At 70.4% G+C, this 22,827-nt stretch carries 17 protein-coding genes, 1 tRNA gene and 3 pseudogenes; 13 read left to right on the forward strand and 8 right to left on the reverse strand.

Going from position 1 to position 22,827, the window contains the following annotated elements; translation table 11 throughout:
- The first annotated feature begins 35 nt into the window (after positions 1-35).
- The gene (locus ABZ923_RS30710; protein ID WP_361478009.1) at positions 36-1,136 is read left to right on the forward strand and encodes an LCP family protein; all 1,101 of its coding nucleotides are present in this window, start codon (positions 36-38) and stop codon (positions 1,134-1,136) included.
- Positions 1,137-1,176: 40 nt separating this feature from the next.
- Positions 1,177-1,347 carry a hypothetical protein gene (locus ABZ923_RS30715; protein ID WP_361478011.1) on the forward strand — a complete coding sequence of 57 codons (171 nt, stop codon included), beginning with the start codon at positions 1,177-1,179 and terminating at the stop codon, positions 1,345-1,347.
- 251 nt (positions 1,348-1,598) lie between these two features.
- Here the strand turns inward: ABZ923_RS30715 and ABZ923_RS30720 are convergent, their stop codons facing one another.
- A complete protein-coding gene (locus tag ABZ923_RS30720; protein WP_361478014.1) occupies positions 1,599-4,382 on the reverse strand; it encodes an AAA family ATPase in 2,784 nt (927 codons plus the stop codon).
- A 479-nt stretch (positions 4,383-4,861) separates the two neighbouring features.
- Here ABZ923_RS30720 and ABZ923_RS30725 point away from each other — a divergent pair, with 479 nt between their 5' ends.
- Entirely contained in the window at positions 4,862-5,689 is an 828-nt protein-coding gene (locus ABZ923_RS30725) for an MBL fold metallo-hydrolase (RefSeq protein WP_361478017.1), read from the forward strand.
- A 114-nt stretch (positions 5,690-5,803) separates the two neighbouring features.
- Here the strand turns inward: ABZ923_RS30725 and ABZ923_RS30730 are convergent.
- Positions 5,804-6,205 (reverse strand): annotated as a pseudogene (locus tag ABZ923_RS30730) (hypothetical protein); the annotation flags it as partial.
- Between ABZ923_RS30730 and ABZ923_RS30735 the strand changes: the two are divergent.
- Positions 6,154-6,498, forward strand: a pseudogene (locus tag ABZ923_RS30735) (tyrosine-type recombinase/integrase); the annotation flags it as partial. The pseudogenes ABZ923_RS30730 and ABZ923_RS30735 sit on opposite strands and share 52 nt — an antisense overlap.
- A 68-nt stretch (positions 6,499-6,566) precedes the next feature.
- Here the strand turns inward: ABZ923_RS30735 and ABZ923_RS30740 are convergent.
- The 3 genes and pseudogenes from ABZ923_RS30740 to ABZ923_RS30750 all read right to left on the reverse strand — a co-directional run bounded on the left by ABZ923_RS30740 (position 6,567) and on the right by ABZ923_RS30750 (position 8,621).
- Positions 6,567-6,642: transfer RNA gene (locus ABZ923_RS30740), tRNA-Arg, on the reverse strand.
- Positions 6,643-6,692: 50 nt separating this feature from the next.
- A pseudogene (locus ABZ923_RS30745) lies at positions 6,693-7,297 on the reverse strand (IclR family transcriptional regulator C-terminal domain-containing protein); the annotation flags it as partial.
- A 46-nt stretch (positions 7,298-7,343) separates the two neighbouring features.
- Positions 7,344-8,621 (reverse strand): M6 family metalloprotease domain-containing protein, encoded by a 1,278-nt coding sequence (locus ABZ923_RS30750; protein WP_361478020.1) that lies wholly within the window; start codon positions 8,619-8,621, stop codon positions 7,344-7,346.
- Between the two features lie 349 nt (positions 8,622-8,970).
- Here ABZ923_RS30750 and ABZ923_RS30755 point away from each other — a divergent pair, with 349 nt between their 5' ends.
- Positions 8,971-9,609 (forward strand): helix-turn-helix domain-containing protein, encoded by a 639-nt coding sequence (locus ABZ923_RS30755; protein ID WP_361478053.1) that lies wholly within the window; start codon positions 8,971-8,973, stop codon positions 9,607-9,609.
- Between the two features lie 173 nt (positions 9,610-9,782).
- Positions 9,783-11,321, forward strand: a complete 1,539-nt coding sequence (locus ABZ923_RS30760; RefSeq protein WP_361478023.1) for an MFS transporter — start codon at positions 9,783-9,785, stop codon at positions 11,319-11,321.
- Positions 11,322-11,352: 31 nt separating this feature from the next.
- Here ABZ923_RS30760 and ABZ923_RS30765 read toward each other — a convergent pair whose 3' ends face one another.
- Positions 11,353-11,865 (reverse strand): MarR family transcriptional regulator, encoded by a 513-nt coding sequence (locus ABZ923_RS30765; protein ID WP_361478026.1) that lies wholly within the window; start codon positions 11,863-11,865, stop codon positions 11,353-11,355.
- Positions 11,866-12,005: 140 nt separating this feature from the next.
- On the opposite strand from ABZ923_RS30765, the gene ABZ923_RS30770 reads away from it, so the two are divergent.
- A complete protein-coding gene (locus ABZ923_RS30770) occupies positions 12,006-12,797 on the forward strand; it encodes a class III extradiol ring-cleavage dioxygenase (RefSeq protein ID WP_361478029.1) in 792 nt (263 codons plus the stop codon).
- Between the two features lie 11 nt (positions 12,798-12,808).
- Here ABZ923_RS30770 and ABZ923_RS30775 read toward each other — a convergent pair whose 3' ends face one another.
- The gene (locus ABZ923_RS30775) at positions 12,809-13,327 is read right to left on the reverse strand and encodes an N-acetyltransferase family protein (RefSeq protein WP_361478032.1); all 519 of its coding nucleotides are present in this window, start codon (positions 13,325-13,327) and stop codon (positions 12,809-12,811) included.
- A 214-nt stretch (positions 13,328-13,541) separates the two neighbouring features.
- Here ABZ923_RS30775 and ABZ923_RS30780 point away from each other — a divergent pair, with 214 nt between their 5' ends.
- Together ABZ923_RS30780 and ABZ923_RS30785 are read left to right on the forward strand one after the other, a co-directional pair.
- Complete coding sequence (locus ABZ923_RS30780) at positions 13,542-14,540, forward strand: sigma-70 family RNA polymerase sigma factor (RefSeq protein WP_361478035.1); 999 nt, start codon at positions 13,542-13,544, stop codon at positions 14,538-14,540.
- A 569-nt stretch (positions 14,541-15,109) separates the two neighbouring features.
- A complete protein-coding gene (locus tag ABZ923_RS30785) occupies positions 15,110-15,766 on the forward strand; it encodes a TetR family transcriptional regulator (protein ID WP_361478056.1) in 657 nt (218 codons plus the stop codon).
- A 13-nt stretch (positions 15,767-15,779) separates the two neighbouring features.
- Here ABZ923_RS30785 and ABZ923_RS30790 read toward each other — a convergent pair whose 3' ends face one another.
- On the reverse strand, positions 15,780-16,769 hold the full coding sequence (locus tag ABZ923_RS30790) for a WYL domain-containing protein (protein WP_361478038.1): 990 nt from the start codon (positions 16,767-16,769) through the stop codon (positions 15,780-15,782).
- Positions 16,770-16,831: 62 nt separating this feature from the next.
- On the opposite strand from ABZ923_RS30790, the gene ABZ923_RS30795 reads away from it, so the two are divergent.
- From ABZ923_RS30795 to ABZ923_RS30810, 4 genes are all read left to right on the forward strand, one after another.
- On the forward strand, positions 16,832-18,337 hold the full coding sequence (locus ABZ923_RS30795; protein ID WP_361478041.1) for an MFS transporter: 1,506 nt from the start codon (positions 16,832-16,834) through the stop codon (positions 18,335-18,337).
- Positions 18,338-18,544: 207 nt separating this feature from the next.
- Complete coding sequence (locus tag ABZ923_RS30800) at positions 18,545-19,306, forward strand: DeoR/GlpR family DNA-binding transcription regulator (protein ID WP_361478044.1); 762 nt, start codon at positions 18,545-18,547, stop codon at positions 19,304-19,306.
- A complete protein-coding gene (gene pfkB / locus ABZ923_RS30805) occupies positions 19,303-20,250 on the forward strand; it encodes a 1-phosphofructokinase (RefSeq protein WP_361478046.1) in 948 nt (315 codons plus the stop codon). The genes ABZ923_RS30800 and pfkB overlap by 4 nt, the downstream gene beginning before the upstream one ends.
- A 283-nt stretch (positions 20,251-20,533) precedes the next feature.
- Complete coding sequence (locus ABZ923_RS30810) at positions 20,534-22,756, forward strand: fructose-specific PTS transporter subunit EIIC (RefSeq protein ID WP_361478048.1); 2,223 nt, start codon at positions 20,534-20,536, stop codon at positions 22,754-22,756.
- Positions 22,757-22,827 lie beyond the last annotated feature (71 nt).

Raw genomic sequence — 22,827 nt, forward strand, 5'->3', positions numbered from 1 at the left:
CGTTCGGCGCACGTCCAGCGAGGACTCGGATCAGCATGAGCAACGTTTCCAGGCCGCAGCGCGGCGCCCGTAACGCCCCGTTGCGCCGCCGCGGCCGGGCAAGCACGCGCGGCCGCGGCCGCGCACGCCGGGGCAGGGGCCGCGCGGTCCTGATCGCCCTGAGCGTTCTGGTCGCGGCCACGGCCGGCACCGGGTACTGGCTCTACAGCAATCTCGACGGCAACATCAAGGGCGTCGACATCGAGAGAGCCCTTGGCGACGACCGACCTGAAAGGCTCGCCGCTTCGGGACAGAACATCCTCGTCCTGGGCTCCGACTCCCGCGCCGGCGCCAACGCCGCCCTCCACACGGGCACTGCCTCCGGGGCCCGCTCGGACACCGCTCTGGTCATCCACATCCCGCAGGGCCGCACCCGGGCCGTCGCCGTGAGCATTCCACGCGACACCCTGGTCACCCGCCCCGAGTGCATCACAGCCGGCGGATCGACGCTTCCCGCGGCCAGGCGCGTGATGTTCAACTCCGTGTACGCGGTGGCCGGCCCGGCCTGTGTGGTCAAGACCGTGGAAGCGATGTCCGGCGTGCGGATGGACCACTACATCGAGATCGACTTCGCGGGATTCAAGAAGGTGGTGGACGCCATCGGGGGCGTGACGGTCACCGTCGATCAGGACATCCACGACCCGTACAGCGGCCTCGATCTGACCACCGGCACCCATCGTTTGGACGGCACCCGGTCACTGCAGTTCGTGCGGACCCGGCACGGAATCGGAGACGGCAGCGACCTCGGCCGCATCGGCCTTCAGCAGCAGTTCCTCGTCGCGCTCATGAGCCGGATCAAGGAGCAGGATCTGCTGGGCAGTCCGGCAAAGGCGTACACGATCGCTGATTCACTGACCGCGGCCCTCACCACCGACTCCCCACTCGCCTCCCTCACCGCTTTGGCGGAATTCGCCCGCAGTCTCAAAGGACTCGATCCCTCCACCATGCGAACGATCACGCTCCCGGTGGCGTACGACAAGAAGGACCCCAACCGGGTCGTCGCCGCCCAACCTCAGGCCCACACGCTCTGGCAGGCCGTCCGCACGGATTCCGCTGTACCCGTTCCGGCGACCATGTCGCCCACAACCGGCGGCTGACCAAAGAGCATGCCTGTCAGGAAGCGACAGTGCGCGGCTCGTGCACGCCCGCCCTGTCGAGCAGGCCGGGGCCGATGCCGGCGAGCGGGACGGCTCGACCAGCAGCGAACGCGAGAAAACGGCCCAACCGCGGTGGGAGAACCGCCGCCTGCGGGAGGACGTGGAGATCCTCAAGCGGGCCACGGCTTTCTACGCCAAGGAGGCCCGGTGAACATGCACCCGTTCGTCGAGGCGGAGAAGCACGCGGGCCACAGCGTCGTGAGCTGCGTGCCGCCTTCTACGCCCACCGCACCGGCGCCGCCGGCCCCCGGGCCGCGCAGGACGCGGAGCTGACCGAGTAGATCACCGCCGTCCACACCCCTGGCCAACGGTGTGTTCCGCCTCGCCGACCGCACCAGCATCGCCACCACACTCGCTATGCAGCCGTGACGTCGCTCCACCCGCTGTCCAGGCACCGAAGCATCACCCCACAGGCTCATCACCCGAAGTCGGAGATCGGAGCACGCGCGGTGGATCAAAGATCAGATCACGTAGTTGCCGCCGACTGGTCATGCCAAGTTTTGTGAAGATGTGCCCCAGGTGATACTCCACCGTTTTCGCGCTTACGAAAAGCTCCGCTCCGACTTCCCGGTTGGTCATTCCGCGGCCAACAAGATGGGCTATATCCCGTTCTCGCGGAGTGAGGCCGGCCAGCAGATCCGATTCGTGCATCTTCGAGGCGCTCGCCACGTACGGCCTGGCCCCCAGCGTACTCAGTGTGCCCTCTCCGCGCCCGATCCACAGGTCGCCGTCTGAAACACGCCCTATGGATTTGAGGCAGCCTCCCAGGGAACGTTGTATGAGGGCCATGTAAACCAGTGAGTCATCGGGGTCCCTCGCGCGGGTGACTGTCGACTGATAAATGTTCATGGCCCCATGTTTGTCGCCACAGGACTCCACATACTTACCGTGAAGCCATGCGGCCGGAAGCCTCAGGTAGGGTGCTGTTCGTGCCAGGTCCTGCACATGCCTCAGTTCTGTTTCTGCTTCTGATGAGCGACCGTTCTCTATAAGGGCTTCCGTGTAGAGCGCGCGCCACCATACCTCGAAGTGTGAAGCGGGTCCCGCCAGAGGAGGGCGGGTGAGCGGTTCGAGGATTGCCAACAGCCGTTTGGTGTCCGATTGCGCGTGAGCGAGTACTGCATTCCCAAGGTGGGTGAAGGGGACTGCCCAACTGGGTGCAAACCTGCCGAGTTCGGTCTGTGCGATGTCGAGATGTTCCTGGGCCTGCACAAAATCACCTCGACCGCTGAAGGTGAATGACAGCGCGGCATGACCCATGGCTGCCGCCCACGGCTTCTCACGTTTGGAGGAAATGATCAAGGCGTTTCTCGCGCTGACTGACGACTCGTCCCACTTCCCGAGCAAGAACTGGACGGAAGAAAGGCATACGAATCCGAACTCGTCCATCGTCGGCCGTCCACTCAGTCGCGACATGTCAAGCGCCTGGGAAACGTCACGGATGCCCGCGTTGAATTCTCCTGCGAAAGAATGCAAGAGCCCTCGGAACATCAGAGGGAAGGAGAGAAAGTGATGGGCGTCGCCATCTGACTCAAGGAAGTCGGTCAGACTGTTCAGCCCCGCCCGAGGGCCATGAATGAACGCATGTGCAAAGGCCAAGTGGGATTTCGCCCGGTATGTAATCGCCGAGTCGGCGTCATTGATGGACGGGACACGCTCGAAGGCCTTCACCGCTGCCGTTCCGTCTCCGCGAAGCAGTTCAAGAAGGCCAAGCCAGCTGGCGGCCATGCCGGCGATTTTGACTCGTTCAGGAGCGGTTGACCGTTCTTCGGCATCCAGTGCATTGGTCAGCAGAGGCGCAGCCTCGTTCAAACGCCCCCGGCTCTCCGCGTAGGCGCCCAATATGAGGTCACGCATGGGAGATGGAGCACAGGCTTGTATGTCGACCAGCAGTGGTTTCACACGTGAGAATTCGTCGATCCAGAGCAAGTGCGCCGCGGCCAGCTGAAGCAAGCGGTCGTGCTCGGTGCAGGAGCTTGCCACATCTGCAGCCCATAGCCACAGAGTCGCTGCGCGGTTGACGTTGCCGCGGTGAAGCTGCTCGTTGGCCGCCTCTTCCAGCTCATGACTGAGTGCACCGTTTACAGAGTCCGCCGCAGCTACTCGGTGTTCCCAGGAAGCGTCACGAGGAAGAACTGCTGCCGCCCTGACGTGAAGCTCTTTCCGCCGAACCGGTGACAGGCATGCGTAGATCGCCGATTTTTGCAGTTCGTGTCGGATAGCGACGGGCGCTGCGGGGTCCGCCCGAATCCATTCGACGAGCCCTTCCGCCAGCAGGGGCTCCATGGCGATGGATGGTTCGGAAACTTCCGCGACTGCTGCCGCCTTGAGTAGAGGAATGTGACCGCTCAGAACAGCGAGAGCTTCAGCAAGGCGACGCGACGCCTGGGGGACATTCGCCAATTGATGGCTTATGACGGAAGTGAGGGACGGGGAGAACTCGGCATTCCCTGGGTGCGAGGCTGCAGACGTGCGCTCGATTTCTCGGATCAGCATCCGGACGTAGAGCGGGTTCCCGCGAGTGAGATTTACAAGGTTCTCTACGGTATGCGAATCCACCCGGTCAAGGGAATGCTCGGCGAGATGTGAAACCTCTTCGGCAGAGAATCCGGAAAGTGACACACGGCACACTCTCTCAACCCCTTCCTCGATCAAGGGGTCCCGAGCATCCTCGATTCTTTCTCCGCTGGCCCCCCGGAGCGAGAGGATCGTGATGACCGTGTCGGCCTCCAATCGGCGCAGCACAAACCCGAGCGCCGCTTTGGAGTTGCGATCCGCCCATTGTACGTCATCTACAACCATGGCGACGGAACTTTGCGATTGAAGAAGCCCCAGCACTTCCAAGAGCTGCGCGCCGACGCGGAAAGGGGCAGCGTCCTCGGGAACGGTTCCGTGCTCGAGGAAAGATCCCTGCAAAAGGGATGGCGGTACTTTTCGCAGCAACTGCTCGACGAGTCCGTAGGGAAATTCCTGCTCGGATGAAGCGCATCGTGCCGTCAGAACTCTGAATGCCTGCGCCTCGCCGTGGCCCAGCCAATGGCGGAGAAGCGTTGTCTTTCCTGCGCCGGATTCACCGCAGACCCAAACGAGCCAAGGTCTCCCCTGTTGCGCCTGTAGTGCGCACCGACTGAGTTCATCCAGCTCGGATCGTCGTCCGACGAAGAAATCGCCAGGCTTGCTCATCATGACCACCCTCCAGACCACAGAGCCGCTCAAGTATAACTGTGGCGATTAATTCACGCCATAGACCTGGTGTTTATTCGGCCACTGTGGGGCAGCAGCACGTTCGTCTCAGACAGGTCAGAGAATGCGGGGCGCACTCAAGGACAGCTGAGGCAGGCTAGCGAGCATGACCGAGTCCCCCAGCGGAGCGCAGCCGGGGCTTGAATCAGTAGAGAAAGTTGCAACGGCGGAGCCACTAGGCATGAGTGGGAACGAGCTGCGAGAGGATGCCCGGGCCCCGCGGCGGCTCACCAGCCGTGCTGAACGGGCTTTGCAGGATGGACCGTTTGTGAGAGGGCACACGAGGTCCGGAGGTGGCACTCCTGCCGCTGGGGTTCGAGGATGCTCGTATGAAGGTGCCGATCGGTCGTCCCAGTCTGCGGCCCTACCTGTCTTACCAGCAGCGCACTGCAGCGCACGGAGCGGGGCTGCGTGCTCATTTCTTGGGCACCAGTTCAGTGCTGCTGTCGGACGGGCAGACATCGGTGCTCAGCGACGGGTTCGTCACCCGCCCGGGATTGCTGCGAGTAGGCATGGGCAAGATCGCCCCGAACCGAGCGCTGGTCCGTGCCGCCATCGAGCGCCTGCGGGTGGACACCCTCGCCGCTGTGGTGTGCGCGCATTCCCACTACGACCACGCCCTCGACGCACCGGTGTGGGCGCTGGAGACCGGCGCCGAGCTGGTCGGGTCGGAGTCCACCGCCAACATCGGGCGCGGCCTCGGGGTCCCCGAGTCGTCCTTGCGGGTGGTCGGCGACGGCGATACCGCGACCTACGGCAGCTTCACGCTGACCTTCCTGGACTCCGTGCACAGCCCGGGCGACCACTACCCCGGTACCGTCGATCAGCCCTTGATCCCGCCGGCCCGCGCCGGTGCCTGGAAGACCGGCACCGCCTACTCCGTGCTCGTCACCCACCCCGCCGGACGCGTACTGCTGCAAGCCAGCGCCAACTACCGGCCCGGCGCGCTGCGCGGTCACCACGCCGACGTCATCTACCTAGGTGTCGGCATGCTGGGTAAACAGCCCCCCGAGTTCCTGCACACCTACTGGGACGAGGTCGTGGCCGCGACCGGGGCCAAGCGGGTCATCCTGGTGCACTGGGACGACTTCTTCCTCGGCCTCGACCGGCCACTGCGCCCCATGCCCTACCTGCTCGACGACCTCGACACCACCATGAGCCGACTGCTGCCCCTGGGCCGCCGTGACGGCGTCGATGTTGTCCTGCCCGTCTCCTGGCAACCCAGCGCTCCCCTCGCCGGTCTTGCGTGAAATCGGCCGCATAAGCCCCTGGAATCGGCTCATGACCTGAGCATGCCTAAGGCCCGGCTCCCAGGTACGAGGCCGGGCCTTCGGCGTCAGCTGGGAGGGGGACACCCTGGGTCTGGGCCTGAACTCATAGGCGCAGGGCGGGAGCTCTGCCCGGTGAGCAAGCGGTAGGTAGGTCACCGGTCGGACGGTCCAAGTGACGCGCGTGCCGGCGTGTGTGACTGACACCGTGCAAGGCTCCGAGCGCAGTAGGGCTCGTCTGGTCTCTACGCGGCCGTCGTACAGCCACTCCCACGCCTCGTCGGAAGCGTCCGGGTCCAAGGCCGGTGAGATCGTGCGGAGTGCGACCGCCACCCATCGGTCGGCGTGTGGTGCCGAGTAGGCATCGAAGGATGCCAGGAGTGCCGGCCCCCGCCGCTCGGTGAGGTCTTCTGTCCAGCACTCGCACCAGAAGCCGCGGCGGGTTTCGGCAGGCGGCTGCCCGCGCCAAGGAGGGGGAGAAGTGGCAGGAGTCCGCATACGTCTTCACCACCCGGACCGACCGCCCGGTCGAGCCGCGGAACGTCTACCGCTCCTTCACCCGCATCGCCCAGTCCGCCGGCCTCCGCGTCATCCGGCTGCACGACGCCCGGCACGGCACGGCCACCCTTCTTACGGCGGCCGGGGTCGCGCCCCGCGTCGTGATGGAGATCCTGGGCCACTCGCAGATCAGCATCACCATGGACGTGTACACGCACGTCGTGCAGGACACCCAGCGCGAGGCCATGAGCCACATGGACCGCCTGCTGCGGAGGCGTCCCGATCGCGGGTGACCGCCCCCGTTGATGTCAGAAGTGGATGTCAAAGGCCCCGGACCATGATCGGTCCGGGGCCCTTTGCCTGGTGCCCCCGGCAGGATTCGAACCTGCGACACCCGCTTTAGGAGAGCGGTGCTCTATCCCCTGAGCTACGAAGGCGTGGTCCACAGGGTACCGGATCAGCGTGGGGCTGGGTGGAGGGAATGGGGTCAGGCCGGGGGGACGGGGGTGTGGCGGGAGGCGGTGGGGAGGTCCTGCTGGACGAGGTCGGCCGTTGAGTGGAGGGCGGGGAGGAGGGTCTGGACGCAACCGTCCAGGGGACGGCCAGCCGCGTGGGTGGACACGTTCAGGGCGGCGACGGCCCGGTCCGTTCGGTCCCGTACCGGTACGGCGATGGATCGCAGACCTGATTCCAGTTCCTCGTCGACGAGGGCGTAGCCCTGGGTGCGGGCCTCGGTGAGGGAGGGGTCGGAGTCCGCCAGGAGGACGCGGCCCGGGGAGGTCGCCGCGGCCGGGAGCCGGGTGCCCACCGGGATGTGCACGGTCAGGACCCGGCCCGCGGCCGCGCCGGTCGTGTACTGGATCTCCTCGCCGTCGTTCGTGAGCACCGCCAGTGCCGTGGGTTCGTCCAGCCGGTCCGCCAGGGCGCGCAGGTGGGGTTCGGCCAGGCGGGGGAGTGAGGTGCGGGACTGGGGCGGGAAGCCCGGGGCCAGGACGCGGGGGGTGAGGGTGAAGGTGCGGTCGGGTCGGGCGGCCACCAGGCCCAGGTGTTCGTGGGTGAGCAGCGCCCGGCGCAGGCGGTGGCCCGGGACAATGGAACCCCCTCACGCCCCGAACCCTCCTCACTCCCCCAAACCCCCTCACCCCCTACTGACCCGCACCCGGCAATTCCCCTCCTCGTCCATGCTCACCACCTCTACCGCGATGCCGTGCCGTGGATCCTTGAAGCTCTCGCCGGAGGTGAACGGGGCGTCGGAGAGTTCGGCGTGGACGTTGGGGCTGCGGGTGCAGCCGCCGCTGTTGCGGTGGCTGTCGTAGACGGTGACCGGGCCGCGGCCGGTGTCGACGGTGGCGTCGACCTTGTAGATGAGGAGGCCGGGGCGGCACACCGTCTCGTCGTTGCCGCCCTGCGCGCGGACCTCCAGCGCATAGGTGGTGCGCGCGGTGACCGGCACCAGGACGAGCTTGCCGCCGCCGGCCTTGTACAGCGGTGACAGGTTGTACTCGACGCTGCCCCGTGCCGCCGCGCAGCCGACCTGGTCGCTGTCCAGCCAGCCCAGCTTCCACTTGTGCCAGCCGAGCAGGTCGTTGTCGGCGCCCCAGTCCTCGCTCATGATGTCCCAGTGCCCGACCGCGCCCCCGCCGTCCTGGGTGTAGAGGTCGGGCAGGCCGAAGGTGTGGCCGTTCTCGTGGGGCAGCACCCGGTAGCCGGTGCGGGAGTAGGAGCCCGAGCCGTCGTCCTGGCGGGAGTAGACGAAGGAGGCGTTGGCTATGCGGACGCCGTCGGCGACCGGGGCGTCGTCGTTGCCGGCGAAGGTCACGGACAGCACGGTGTCCAGGGCGGAGGGGCCGGCGTTCGAGGTGACGAGGACGTTGAGCAGGTCGTAGTCGCGGAAGTTCACCTTCGGGTCGGCGGTGGCCACGATGTCCTGGACCAGGGTCCGGTAGCCGGGGTCGAAGGGGGCGCCGCGCTCTATGCCGTAGGACTTGAAGCGTTTCGGCATGCGCAGCCAGGTGTCCACCGGGGTCTCGGGGCGGTAGTCGAGCCGGCCGTACGAGGCGGCGCGGAACCACTCCTGGGTCTGCGGGAAGAACTCGTGGAAGCGGTCCATCGCGTCGCCCTGCCCGGGCGCGTCGGGGAAGTCGACCATCAGGGTCAGGGCGCGGACGGTGCCCGTGGAGCGGGAGTAGCCGGGCGGGGTGGGCAGGCCCTCGGTCATCTGCACGCCCGAGCCGCCACGGATCATGCAGGGTACGAGCGCGGAGGAGCGGGCCAGGTTGGCGGGCCCGGCGGTGGTGGTGAGCGCCGTGGGGTTCCCGGTCCCGGCCGAGGTGCTGACCGCGAGGGTCAGTGCGGTCACCACGGACAGGCCGGCGAACCGGCGCGGGCGTATGCGGCGGCGAGGCGGCGGCTGCATGCAGGGACCTTTCGCGCCACGGCAGCCGCCGGTCTCCGGCTGCACCCTTGCGCTCACCCTGTGCCGGGGCCGCGGCGGGCGCGCGCTGGAGGAGACCGATCGTGGGAAAGCGGGGCCGCACCGGGGTGAATCCCGGCGGCTGCTGATTGTGTCTCAGGTCACAGCGATCTTTTCGGTGGCCGGGAAATAACCGGGGACGGTTTCCCCGTTTAGCCCTGTGTCCGAGCGAAACGGGGACTCGTTCCCCGGATCGGCTTCGGCGCCGGCCGGGTGGGGCGGGGGATCACCTCGCACCGCCGCGCCGGACCCGCAGCACCCCACCGACCCAGAGGAGTACGCCGTGCCCGCCATGACCGCCCCCGCACCGCGCAAGGCGCCCCGGCCGCGCGCCGACGCCCTGCGCAACCGGGAGCGGATCGTCACCGCCGCCCGGGAGATGTTCGTCGAGCACGGCCCCGACGTGCCGCTGGACGAGATCGCCCGCCGGGCCGGTGTCGGCAACGCCACGGTGTACCGCAACTTCCCCGACCGTGACGCCCTCGTCCGCGAGGTCGTGTGCTCCGTGATGGACCGTACGGCCGAGGCGGCCGAGCTGGCCCTCGCGGAGACCGGGGACGCCTTCGCCGCCCTGGAGCGCTTCGTGCACACCGCCGCCGACGAGCGGATCAGTGCGCTGTGCCCCATGGTGTCCAGCACCTTCGACCAGCACCACCCCGACCTGGAAGCCGCCAGCAAGCGCGTCGAGCAGCTCGTCGAGGAGGTCATGGGCCGGGCGAGGGCGGCCGGGCAGCTCCGGCCGGACGTCGGCGTCGGCGACCTGATCATCGTCGTGGCGCAGCTGAGCCGGCCCCCGGCCGGTACGGACTGCCTGCGCGGCGACCGCTTCGTCCACCGTCATCTGCAGATGTTCCTCGACGGTCTGCGGGCTCCGGCCCGTTCCGCCCTGCCGGGCCGGGCCGTCGGCCTCAGGGAGCTGCGCGGCTCCTGACCGATCAGTTTCGTCCCCGGCCCGAGTCCACCTTCCGGCACGGCAGCCCTCCGGCCGCCGTGTCCCTCGTCTTCATCTTTCCGCCTTACTCCGTTTTCTCGTCATTTTTCGCCGCACCTTCCGTCACGACGTCCTGACCTCCCGAAGCACGAAGTCCCGAAGTGGGTATCTCCATGTCCGAAACAGCCCTCAAGGCTCCCGGCGCCATCGCCCCGAGCGGTGACGCCAACCGCTGGAAGGCGCTCGTCTTCATCGCGCTCGCCCAGCTGATGGTCGTCCTCGACGCCACCATCGTGAACATCGCCCTGCCGTCCGCCCAGACGGACCTCGGCATATCCGACGGCAACCGGCAGTGGGTCGTCACGGCCTACGCCCTCGCCTTCGGCGGTCTGCTGCTCTTCGGCGGCCGGATCGCCGACCTGTGGGGCCGCAAGCGCGCCTTCGTGCTCGGTCTGGGCGGCTTCGCCGCGGCGTCCGCGCTCGGCGGTGCCGCCACCACCGGCGCGATGATGTTCGGCGCCCGCGCCCTCCAGGGTGTGTTCGGCGCGCTGCTCGCCCCGGCCGCGCTGTCCCTGCTCGCGGTGATGTTCACCGACGCCAAGGAGCGCGCCAAGGCGTTCGGCATCTACGGCGCGATCGCGGGCGGCGGCGGTGCCGTCGGCCTGATCCTCGGCGGCTTCCTGACCGAGTACCTGGACTGGCGCTGGACCTTCTTCGTGAACGTGCCGTTCGCCGTGGTCGCCGCGGCCGGCGCCTACTTCGTCATCCGTGAGCCGGAGGGCGGCCGCAACCGCAACCCGCTCGACATCCCGGGCGTCCTGCTGTCCACCCTCGGCCTGGTCGCGCTGGTCTACGGCTTCACGCGCGCCGAGTCCGACGGCTGGGGCGACGCGGTGACCGTGTCGATGTTCGTCGCGTCCGCGGTGCTGCTGCTCGCCTTCGTGGTCGTCGAGTCCAAGGTCAAGGCCCCGCTGCTGCCGCTGCGCGTGGTGACCGACCGCAACCGCGGCGGTATCTACCTCTCGCTGGGCCTCGCGATCATCGGCATGTTCGGCCTGTTCCTCTTCCTGACCTACTACCTCCAGGTCGTGAAGGGCTACTCGCCGGTCAAGACCGGCTTCGCCTTCCTGCCGATGGTGGCGGGCATGATCACCGGCTCCACCCAGATCGGCACCCGGCTGATGACCCGCGTCCCGGCCCGCCTGCTGATGGGCCCGGGCTTCCTGGTCGCCGGCCTCGGCATGCTGCTGCTGACCCAGCTGGAGATCGACTCCTCGTACGCCGCGCTGCTGCTGCCGGCGATGGTGCTGCTCGGTCTCGGCATGGGTACGGCGTTCATGCCGGCGATGTCGCTGGCCACCCAGGGCGTCGAGCCCCGGGACGCCGGTGTCGCCTCCGCGATGGTCAACACCTCGCAGCAGGTGGGCGGCGCGATCGGCACCGCCCTGCTGAACACCATCGCCGCCTCGGCGACCACCTCGTACGTCAAGGACCACATCGCCGGTGCCACCGCGAAGCCGCAGCAGCAGCTGGTGCAGCTGCAGGGCATGGTGCACGGCTACAGCGCCGCGATCTGGTTCGCCGTCGGCATCCTGGCGGCCGCCGCCCTGATCGCCTTCACCTTCGTCAACGCCGGCCGCCCCGGTTCCGCCCCGGTGGCCTCGGGCGAGGGCGCCGAGGACGAGGTGCCGGTGCCGGTGGTGGCCCACTGACCGGGCTCCCGGCGGGCGGCCGTACGGTGGTTTAGCGGAGCCAGGGAAGGTCCGCACCCGCTTCGTTGGGCTGGAGGCCCTCGGCGACGATCTGCATGATCTCGCCGAGGGCCTTCTGCTGTTCGGGGCTGAGCCGGTCGAACAGCGCCTGCCGTACGGCGGTCACATGGCCGGGCGCGGTGCGCCGCAGCACCTCGTAGCCCTCGTCGGTGAGGACGGCGAACTGGCCGCGCTTGTCGGAGGGGCAGTCCTCGCGGCGCACCCAGCCGTTCTTCTCCAGCCGGGCGATGGCGTGCGAGAGCCGGGAGCGGGTGATCTTCGCCTGCATCGCCAGCTCGGTCATCCGAAGCCGGCGGCGGGGCGCCTCGGCGAGGCCGACGAGGAGGCCGTAGTAGATGTGCGGCATGCCCGCGTCGCGCTGCAGCTGCCGGTCGAGGTGGTCCTCCAGGAGGGTGGTGGCGTGCAGGTAGGCGCGCCAGATGCGCTGTTCCTCGTCGGTGAGCCAGCGGTGCCGAGCGGCGGCGGGGTCCGGTGCCGTGTTCATGGGTTCCACTGTACGAGCCGTCTCCTTGAAACTTGAACAAGTCGGGCGTAGAGTCGATGAGAGCTTGAGAGTTAAAGCATTTGGCTCGACAGCAGCCTCGACAGCAGTACCAGCGTCTGGATCACCGGGAGCCGCCGCCAATGTCCGCCACCGCCCAGGAGCGCATGCCCGCCCTGTACCTCAGCCACGGCGCCCCGCCGCTCGCCGACGACCCCGTCTGGCCCGGCCAGCTCGCCGCCTGGTCCGCCGGCCTGCCCCGGCCCAAGGCGATCCTCATGGTCTCCGCCCACTGGGAGGAGGCCCCGCTCGCCCTCGGCGCGATCGAGACCGTCCCGCTCGTCTACGACTTCTGGGGCTTCCCCGAGCACTACTACCAGGTCCGGTACCCCGCCCCCGGCGCACCGGCCCTCGCCGAGGCCGTCCGCAAGCTGCTGCGCGCCCCCGGCACCCCCGTCCAGGACATCCCCGACCGGGGCCTCGACCACGGCGCCTACGTCCCCCTCGTCGAGATGTTCCCGGCCGCCGACATCCCCGTCCTGCAGATCTCCCTGCCCACCCTCGACCCGGTGCGCCTGATGGACACCGGCCGCAGGCTCGCCCCCCTGCGCGACGAGGGCGTGCTGATCGTCGGCTCCGGCTTCTTCACCCACAACCTCGCCGCCCTGCGCCACGCCGGCCGGGGCGTGCCGAGCTGGTCCTCGGAGTTCGACGACTGGGGCCGGCGCGCCCTGGAGGCCCGCGACTGGGACGCCCTGCTCGACTTCCTGGACAAGGCCCCGGCCGGCCGGTACGCCCACCCGCGCACCGAACACTTCGCCCCGCTCTTCGTCACCATGGGCGCGGCGGAGGCCGGCGGCGAGCTGGACGCGCAGAAGTCCGTGATCGACGGGTTCTGGATGGGAATGGCGAAGCGGTCCGTGCAGTTCGGATAGGGGTGCGGGGGCTACAGGCGCTTCTCGTACCAGGCCACGTCCCAGTAGCGGCCGAACTTGCGGCCCACCTCGTGGTACGTGCCGACGTACCGGAAGCCGAACCGTGCGTGCAGCCGCTCGGACGCCTCGTTCGGCTGCGCGACGCCCGCGTAGGCGCGGTGCACGTCCTCCCCGGCCAGGGCGTCGAACAGGGCGCCGTAGAGTCGCGTGCCGATTCCGCGCCGCCCCGCGTCCGGGGCGACGTACACCGAGGTCTCCACGGAGGTCAGGTACGCCGGCTTCGGCCGGTAAGGGCTGGATGTGGCGTACCCCAGAATCCGCTGTGAGTCCGCCTCCGTGGCAACCATCAGCCGGTGCGGGCCGTCTTCCGGGTGGGAGAGCAGCCAAGGGCGGCGCTCTTCCGGGGAGAAGATCGCGGTATCGAATGTGATGGCCGTCTCACGTATGTAGTGGTTGTAGATCGCCGTGAGGGCGTCGAGGTCACCCTCGACTCCCGGCCTGACCTGCACCTCGGCATGTTCCGACGGCATCTCGCCTCCCTGCGGGGCGGAACAGGGTACTGCATGATCAGAAAAATCGGGGGGCGGGTTGGGAATTCTGTCCGGATTCCAGTCGTTGTTTCCCACGGATGCAGGGCACTCGGAGACAGTCTCGGAGTGAGTGAGTGAGTCCCGAAGGCGGTCCTCCTCAGTGCCGGGCGTTCACCAGGACCACCCGCCAGCCCACCATCGCAAGGGAGCACGCATGGCAACCCGTGCCGTCGCCCGTCGTCAGTCCGCCACCGGCGAGACGGCCGACTCGGCAACCAGTGTTCGCGCTCATGGCGGCGAGATCGCAGACCGCGACCTGGTCGGCATGTACCTCGACGAGATCGCGCGTACGCCGCTGCTCGACGCCGCAAAGGAGGTCGAGCTGTCCCAGACCATCGAGGCGGGTGTGTTCGCGCAACAGGTCCTCGACGGCGAGGAGGAGTCCAGGTCGGACGCCTCCCGCGAGGAGCTGGAGGCGCTGGTCGCCGCCGGTGAGCGCGCCAAGGACGTCTTCATCCGCTCCAACCTCCGTCTGGTCGTCGCGGTCGCCCGGCGCTACCCGCGCAGCGGGCTGCCCCTGCTCGACCTGATCCAGGAGGGCAACGCCGGCCTGGTGCGCGCCGTCGAGAAGTTCGACTACCGCAAGGGCTTCAAGTTCTCGACGTACGCCACCTGGTGGATCCGGCAGGCCATCACCCGCTCCATCGCCGACCAGTCCCGCACGATCCGGCTCCCCGTCCACCTGGTGGAGGAGCTGGGCCGCATCCGCCGCGTGCAGCGCGAGTTCAACCGCGAGAACGGCCGCGACCCGGAGCCCGCGGAGATCGCCGCGGAGCTGGGCTCGACCCCGGAGCGCGTCATCGACGTCCTCGACTGGGCCCGCGACCCGGTCTCGCTGAACATGTCGGTGGACGACGAGGGCGAGACCCAGTTCGGCGACCTGCTGGAGGACACCTCGGCGGTGAGCCCCGAGCAGTCCGTCCTGACCCTGCTGCGCAGCGAGGAACTGGACGACCTGATCGGCCGCCTGGACCAGCGCACGGCCTCCATCATCAAGATGCGCTACGGCATCGAGGACGGCCGCGAGCGCACCCTGACCGAGGTCGGCAAGGAGCACGGACTCACCCGTGAGCGGATCCGGCAGATCGAGAAGCACGCCCTGCTGGAGCTGAAGAAGCTGGCCCGGAGCACCGGATTCGACGCGGCGGCGTGACGCGGGGGCCCGGAGTACGGCGACGGCCGTGAGGGCCCCTGGCGTACCCGGCTTACGGCGCACCGCGCGGCGCGCACCGGTGCGAAAGACGGCGCAAACATGGCGTGGTCCGGTCGCTTCAACCCCTGGGCCCGAGGGAACAACCCTTCCGGGCCCAGTGGGCCCGGGTACCGCACTCCCCCCTCCGCACACCGCACCCCCGGCCACGACCTGGCCGGCCCCACGTGAACCACGTCCCGACGCACATCCCCCCCCGGCGCCGGGACCTTCCCGAGCCGGGCTTCGGCGCCCATCCCCCCCGGGCGCCGGAGTCCGGCCTCTTCTTGCCCGCGCGTGACGAGGGATGTTCCTCCGGCTCCGCCGGGCGCCGGCAGGGGGCCGCGGTGCGTGCCCGGAGACTGGAAGGGCGGCCCACCCCGTACCTGAACCCCGGGGTGGACCACCGGATGGCAGATTCTGCCACACGGGCATAGCCTGCCCGGATGAGCACCACCCCCAGCCCCGCCCACCAGCCGTTTTCCGCCTCCGCGCCGATGTCCCTCACCGAACGCCGGAAGGCCGAGACCCGGATGGAGATCGCCCGGGCGGCGGCCGCCCTCTTCGTGCAGCAGGGCCTGAGGGCGACCCGCGCCGAGGACATCGCCCAGGCCGCGGGCATCGCACCGCGCACCTTCTACCGCTACTTCGCCGTCAAGGAAGAGGCGGTGGCCCCGCTCTACGCGGCCGGCGCCCAGCGCTGGACCGAGGCGGTCCGTACGGCACCGGCCCACCTCTCCCTTGCGCAGGCACTGGAACACGCCGTCCGCCACACCCTCACCCCCGGCACCGGCATCTCGGTCGAGTCCTGGGACTGGCTGCGCACCCTGATCCGCCTGGCCCGCAGCAGCCCGGCCCTGAGCAAGGTCTGGGCGGAGGTGTGCCAGGCGTCGGAGGCGGCGCTCGCGGAGATCCTGGCGGCGCGGGCGCCGGGCAACGAGGCTGACGAGGCGGACCTGCGGTTCGCGGCGGCCGTGGCCGGCGCCGCCGTCCGCGTGGCCGTGGAGTCCTGGGCCGCCACGACGACCCCGCCCACCGGCCCCGGCAGCCCGGCAGCCCTGGCCCTGCGCAACCTGCGGGCCCTGCGGGACTTCGGGTGGGGTGGCGTCGAGGACGAGGACGAGGGCGAGGGCGGGCGCGGGCGCGGGGGTGGCGTCGGGCGCGGGGACGAGGGACGCGGGAGCGCCTAGCCCCCCACCCCGCTCAATCGCCCGCCGGCGCCCCCGGCTCGGCACCCGCGGCCCTGGTCAGCCGTCCCCCCAGCTCCCGTACGGAATCCGCCAGTTCCGCCGGCCCCCGGACCGCGAACTCCTGTCCCGTCATCGCCAGTCGTACCGCCAGCCACTCCACGGGGTCGCCGGTGGTGCCGCGGAGGAGACAGCCGCCGTCGCCGTCGTCCTCGGGTGTGCCGAGCCACTTCGGGATCCGCGCGGAGACCTGTTCGGCCGGCGCGGCGAACCGCACCTCGAACGCGTACGTCTCCTGCCGGCGGTGGATCGACTGCCGCAGGTACTCGGCGGCGCTCCCCGTCGGCAACTCCCGTGGTGCGAACCGGACTCCGGTCGCGAACGGCTCGCTGACCCGGTCGACCCGGAAGGTGCGCCAGTCGGCGCGGTCGAGGTCGTACGCGACCAGGTACCAGCGCCGCCCCGTCGACACCAGCCGGTGCGGCTCGGTCAGCCGGCGGGACGCGCTGCCGTCCTTGTCGCGGTAGGCGAACCGCAGTCGCTCGTGGCCCGCCACCGTCGACGCCATCACGGTCAGCGTCTCCGGCGCGATGCTCGGCCCGTCCCCGCTGGTCAGCGGCGTGGTCGCAGCCTGCAGCGTGGACACGCGGTGGCGCAGCCGGGAGGGCAGCACCTGCTCCAGCTTGGCCAGTGCCCGGACGGACGCCTCCTCCACCCCTTCCACGGCGTGCCCCGCACCGGCCCGCAGCCCCACCGCGATCGCGACGGCCTCCTCGTCGTCCAGCACCAGCGGCGGCATCGCCTTGCCCGCCACCAGCCGGTACCCGCCGTCCGCACCCTTCGTCGCCTGCACCGGATAGCCCAGCTCCCGCAGCCGGTCGACATCCCGCCGCACGGTACGCCGGGACACCCCCAGCCGGTCGGCGAGTTCACCGCCGGGCCACTCGCGGGGCGTCTGGAGGAGGGACAGGAGCTGGAGCAGCCGGGCTGGAGTGTCCGTCGTCATGGAGACGAGCATGCCGCAGATATAGGACACGATCTGACCTAATGGGGTCCTACCTTTCTTCCATGACCCCGAACGACAGCACCCTCGCTCCCCCGGCGCCCGACCGCGCCCGCTGGCTGGCCCTGGCCATCGTCATGACCGCGGCCTTCATGGACCTGGTGGACGTCACGATCGTCAACATCGCGATCCCGTCCATCCAGCAGAGCGCCCACGCCACGGTCAGCCAGATCCAGTGGATAACCGCCGGCTACGCCCTCGCCTTCGCCGCCGGTCTGATCACCGGCGGACGGCTCGGCGACATCCACGGCCGCAAGCGGCTGTTCCTCCTCGGCATCGGCGGCTTCACCGTCGCCTCCGCCCTGTGCGGTTTCGCCGCGAACCCGGAAATGCTGGTCGCCTCGCGCCTCCTGCAGGGCGGCATGGCCGCGCTGATGGTGCCTCAGGTGCTGTCCATCGTGCACGCCACCTTCCCGGCCCACGAACGCGGCAAGGTCTTCGGTCTGTTCGGCGCGATCGTCGGTCTCGGTGCGGTCTCCGGGCCGCTGCTGGGTGCCCTGCTGACGGAGTGGAACCTGTTCGGCCTCGAATGGCGGCCCATCTTCCTCATCAACCTCCCCGTGGGTGTGCTCGCCTGGCTGCTGGGCCGTCGCTTCATCACCGAGTCGAAGGCCCCCAGGGCGATGAAGCTGGACCTCGTCGGCGTCGCCCTGGTGACGCTGGGCCTGCTGATGCTGCTCTACCCGCTCACCCGCGGCCGCGAGCTGGGCTGGCCGCTGTGGGGGTACGGCTGCATGGCCGGCTCGCTCGTCGTCTTCGCGGCGCTGGTGTCGTACGAGAAACGGAAGGCGGCCAAGGACGGTTCCCCGCTCGTCGAGCTGTCCCTCTTCCGGGTGAAGAGCTTCGCCGCGGGCATCGCCGTACAGACCGTCTTCGGTGTCGCGCTCGGCATCTTCTTCCTGGTCTGGACGCTGTACATGCAGATCGGCCTGGGCTGGAGCCCGCTGCGGGCCGGGCTGACCGGGGTGCCGTTCTCGCTGGCGGTGTCCACGGCGGCCGGACTGTCGGTGCAGCAGCTGGTCCCGCGGTTCGGCCGGAAGGTGCTCCAGGCGGGTGCGCTGGTGATGGGTGCGGGCGTGCTGATCTACCTGGGGGAGGCCCGCCACTACGGCCTCGCCATCGCCTCCTGGCAGATGGCCCTGCCGCTGGTCGTGATGGGTGTCGGCATGGGTCTGATCGTCGCCCCGCTGACCGACGCGGTGCTCTCGGAGGTGCCGCGTGAGCACGCCGGTTCCGCGTCCGGGCTGATCAACACCGTGCAGCAGATGGGCAACGCGCTGGGGCTGGGGCTGGTGTCGGTGGTCTTCTACGGCGAGATCGGCGACCGGCTGACCCGGGCGCAGGTCGGTCCGGCGTTCGTGCACGCCTTCCAGCACGCGCTGTGGTGGGTCGCCGGGATCATGGGCGTGATCTTCCTGCTGATGTCCGCCCTGCCGAAGCGTCCGGCCCAGCACGTGGAGGGCGCGGAGCAGGAGGCGCCGGCGGCGGAGGAGCCGGCGCTGGTGCTCTGACCAGGGTGACGAAGGGCCCGGTACCGGTGCGGTACCGGGCCCTTCTGCTGCCCGGACGGCACCGGAGCCCGTACCTGCCCGGGCCGGGCCCGAATCTGTTTACTTTCCGGATTACCGGGCGTAGCCTGCCGATGAAACCACACGTTCGGGCATTAACCCGGAAGTGATCGGACATGGAGCCGACGATCGAGGCGGAGGCGAACGGACATGTACGCACCGGAGCGGCAGCAGGAGATCCTCCGGCTCGCCCGTGACGGCGGCCGGGTGGACGTGCTGTCGCTGGCCGAGGAGTTCCAGGTCACCGCGGAGACCATCCGCCGCGATCTGAAGGCCCTCGACCGCGCCGGTCTCGTCCGCCGGGTGCACGGCGGTGCCATCCCGGTGGGCCGCCTGGACTTCGAGCCGGACCTCACCGAGCGCGAGTCCACCGCCGCCGACGAGAAGGACCGCATCGCCAAGGCCGCCCTCACCGAGCTGCCGGCGGAGGGCACGATGATCCTCGACGCCGGTACGACGGTCGCCCGCGTGGCCGGTGCCATCCCGCTGGAGGCGCAGCTCACCGTCGTCACGCACTCCCTGCCGATCGCCGCCCGCCTCGCCGACCACCCGGGCATCCAGCTCCACCTGGTCGGGGGGCGCGTCCGGCACCGTACGCGCGCCGCCGTGGACGCCTGGGCGCTGCGTGCGTACGGCGAGATCCGCGCCGACGTGCTGTTCGTCGCCGCCAACGGCTTCTCCGCCGAACACGGACTGACCACCCCCGACCTCGCCGAGGCCGCGGTCAAGCGGGCCGCCGTCGCCTCCGCCCGCCGCGTGGTGCTGCTGGCCGACTCCTCCAAGCACGGCCAGGAGCACTTCGCCCGCTTCGGCGACCTGAGCGACGTGGACCTGCTGATCACCGACAGCGGGCTGAGCCCGGACGACGCCGCCGCCATCGAGCGCGGTGGCACGGAAGTAGTGCGCGCATGATCCTCACCGTCACCCCCAACCCGTCCCTCGACCGCACCTACGAGGTCCAGGCCCTCAAGCGCGGCGAGGTCATCCGCGCCGAGACCGAGCGCATGGACCCCGGCGGCAAGGGCGTCAACGTCTCGCGGGCCGTGGCCGCCGCCGGCCGGCGCACGGTCGCCGTCCTGCCCCTGGGGGGTGCGCCGGGCGCGCTCGTCGCCGACCTGCTCGCCGCGCAGGGCATCGAGGTCGCCCCGGTCCCGGTGGCCGGCGCCACCCGCTCCAACATCGCGCTCGCGGAAGCCGACGGGGTGCTCACCAAGATCAACGCGCCGGGTCCGCAGCTGTCGGCGGCCGAACAGGAACTCCTGCTGGACACCGTCCGCTCGCACTCCGGCGACACCGACTGGATCGCGTGCTGCGGCAGCCTGCCCCGGGGGCTCGCGCCCTCCTGGTACGCCGACGTCGTCACGCGGGCGCACGCCGGGGGTGCGCGCATCGCGCTGGACACCTCGGGACGCGCGCTCCTGGAGGCGCTGCGCGCGCGGCCCGACGTGGTGAAGCCGAACGCCGAGGAGCTCGCGGAAGCCGTCGGGCGCCCCCTGGCGACCGTGGGCGACGCGCTCAAGGCGGCCGAGGAGGTGCGCGCGATGGGCGCGGGCGCCGTGCTCGCGAGCCTGGGCGCCGACGGCCAGCTCCTCGTGTCGGACACCGGCGCCTGGTTCGGCAGCGCGCGGGTGTCCGCCGTCCGCAGCAACGTCGGCGCCGGCGACGCCTCACTGGCCGGCTTCCTCATCGCCGGCGGCACCGGCCCCGAGGCCCTCGCCTCGGCCGTCGCCCACGGCGCCGCCGCCGTGCAGCTCCCCGGCAGCGTGATGCCGACCCCCGCCGACCTTGATCCGGCGGCGGTGACGGTCACGGCCGACATCCCCCTGGACCGTGAACTGACGGAGCCGGTGTCATGACCCCCCTCGCCTACGGCGGCACCCGCCCCGGCTTCAGCCGGCTGGGCGGACGCGCCGGGTCCACCCGTCCGGACGCGCCCACCCGACCCGCATCGGAGCGGCAAGGCTCCCCGTTACCCGCCGCGGCCCCGGGGCGGTACGGCCACCCGAACCGCCGCGCCGTCCCACGGAGGCGGGGTTTCCCCGGTCCCGCCTCCCGCACCACCCCGTCCCCCCACCGCATCCCCGTCCCCACATGCGCCCACCCCACTCCCCGGGCGATACGCGTGCATAGGAGCCCGCGATGAGCGAAATGATCACCGCGGACCTGGTCGACCTCGACCTGTCCGCCGACACCAAGGAAGCGGCGGCCCGTGCCCTCGCCGAGCGCATGGTGGCCCAGGGCCGGGTGACCGACCTGGAGGGCTTCCTCGCCGACGTCGCCGCCCGCGAGGCCCAGATGCCGACCGGGCTCGACGGCGGCATCGGCATCCCGCACTGCCGCAGCGCCCACGTCACCGAGCCGACCCTCGCCTTCGGCCGCAGCGCCGCCGGCATCGACTTCGGCGCCGCGGACGGCCCGGCCGACCTGATCTTCCTGATCGCGGCCCCCGCCGGCGCCGACGACGCCCACCTCACGATCCTCTCCTCCCTCGCCCGCCAGCTGATGAACACCGAGTTCACCGACGCGCTGCGGTCGGTCCGGGACGCGGGCGCCGCGGCGGCGCTGATCCGCGGGGACGAGGTGCCGTCGGAGGACGGCGCGCAGGAGACGGGGGGCTCGCAGGAGGCGGGGAGCGCGCAGGACGCGCCGGGCGCGGGGGGCTCGCAGGGTGCTGCCGGCGCCGTCGAGGGCGCCGCGGGCGCTGCTGCAGGCGCCGTGGGCGCCCCTCAGGACACCGCTGTGGCGCCGGTGGCGGCCTCCGCCGGCGCCGCGGCGGGCAGCACGGCCCCGGTACCGGGCGCGGCCGTCACCGACGGATCCGCCCCGGCGCCGGGCGCCACGGCCGCCTCCGGCGCGACCCCCTTCCGCATCGTCGCCGTCACGTCCTGCCCGACCGGCATCGCCCACACCTACATGGCGGCCGAGTCGCTGGAGAACGCCGGCCGCGAGGCGGGTGTCGAACTGTTCGTGGAGACGCAGGGCTCGGCCGGCTTCACCCGGCTGGACCCGGCGGTCGTCGCGGCGGCGGACGCCGTGATCTTCGCCCACGACGTGCCCGTGCGCGACAAGGACCGCTTCGCCGGCAAGCCGACCGTCGACGTGGGCGTGAAGGCGGGCATCAACCGCCCGGCCGAACTCATCGCCGAGGTCCGCGAGAAGGCGGCGCGCGGCGAGGCGACCGCACCGGCGCACGGGCCGGCCACGCCGGTCGAGCGTGCGGGCGACTCCACCGAGGGCTACGGCACCAAGCTCCGCAAGTGGCTGATGTCCGGCGTCAGCTACATGGTCCCGTTCGTCGCCGCGGGCGGTCTGCTCATCGCACTGGGCTTCGCGATCGGCGGCTACAAGATCAACAAGGCGCCGTCGGTGATGGACCACTTCCTGTGGACCCAGGCCGACAGCTGGGGCGCCCTGCTGTTCCAGATCGGCGCCGTGGCCTTCGGCTTCCTCGTTCCGGTGCTCGCCGGCTACATCGCCTACGGCATGGCGGACCGGCCGGGACTGGTCCCCGGCTTCGTGGGCGGCGCGATCTCCCTGACCATCAACGCGGGCTTCCTCGGCGGCCTGGCGGCCGGTCTGATCGCCGGTGGCGTGGTGATGGCGATCCAGCGGCTGAACATCCCGGCGGCGTTGCGCGGCATCATGCCCGTGGTGGTGATCCCGCTGATCTCCTCGGCGATCGTCGGGTTCCTGATGTTCGTCGTGATCGGCAAGCCCATCGCCAGCGCCCAGAAGGGGCTGACCGACTGGCTGAACGGTCTCACCGGCACCAACGCCATCCTGCTCGGCGCCCTGCTCGGCCTGATGATGTGCTTCGACCTGGGCGGCCCGGTCAACAAGGTCGCCTACACCTTCGCCACCGCCGGCATCGCGGTCTCGAACCCCAGCGACTCCGCGATGAAGATCATGGCCGCGGTGATGGCGGCCGGCATGGTCCCGCCGCTGGCGATGGCCCTGGCCACCACCGTGCGCGGCAAGCTGTTCACCCCGACCGAGCGCGAGAACGGCAAGGCCGCCTGGGTCCTGGGCGCGTCCTTCATCTCCGAGGGCGCGATCCCCTTCGCGGCGGCCGACCCGCTGCGGGTCATCCCGTCCTCCATGGTGGGCGGCGCGCTCACCGGCGCCCTGTCGATGGGCTTCGGCGCCACGCTGCGGGCCCCGCACGGCGGCATCTTCGTGGTCCCGCTGATCGGCAACCCGTTCCTGTACCTGGTGGCCATCGCGGTCGGCGTCTGCGTCACCACGGCCCTGGTGGTCCTCCTCAAGGGCATGCGCAAGCCGGCCCCCGAGTCCACGGCCACCGACCCGGCCGCCCAGCAGCCCACCACGCCGAAGGAGGCCAAGCAGCCGGTGGCGGCCTGACCGCCACGGCCCCGCCCGCGGCACCTGCGCGGCACGGCCCCGGGACCACGTCCCCGGGGCCGTGCCGCGTT

The sequence above is a fragment of the Streptomyces sp. NPDC046881 genome, from assembly GCF_040645015.1.
In the GTDB taxonomy this organism is placed as follows: Bacteria; Actinomycetota; Actinomycetes; order Streptomycetales; family Streptomycetaceae; genus Streptomyces.